Raw genomic sequence first — 367 nt, forward strand, 5'->3', positions numbered from 1 at the left:
CAGGGGCCGTCCTCACCCAGACCCCGTGCGATGGCGCGCAGCGCGCAGGAACGCAGCGGCTCCTTCAGCTCATCGAGGGCCGGTACGGCGTCGGCGGACAGGTCGCGCGCGTAGTCGAGGTCGAACTTGCCGGTCTCCTCGTACCTTTGGACGTTGCGCTCGGCGATCAGACCGTCCGGTGAGACGAACCCGAACACGAGCACCCCCGCGGCCGCACTCGCCGCGACGGCACGCGGCAGCCAGCGGGCTCCCCACACCCCGGCCGCCATGATGAGCACGATGACCAGGCCGAGCCACAGCTCGGCCGAAAGCACCGAGATCCTCAGTCGCGTGAGCCCATACGCCTCCACATACATGTCCATACGCC

At 69.2% G+C, this 367-nt stretch carries 1 protein-coding gene; it reads right to left on the reverse strand.

The window, feature by feature from the left end; genetic code table 11:
* A partial coding sequence (locus tag AB0C16_RS40975) for a DUF4153 domain-containing protein (RefSeq protein ID WP_357691622.1) occupies positions 1–314 on the reverse strand: 314 nt, incomplete at its 3' end.
* Positions 315–367: the final 53 nt, after the last annotated feature.

Origin of the sequence: Nonomuraea sp. NPDC048916 (assembly GCF_040649575.1) — a bacterium.
Lineage (GTDB): Bacteria > Actinomycetota > Actinomycetes > Streptosporangiales > Streptosporangiaceae > Nonomuraea.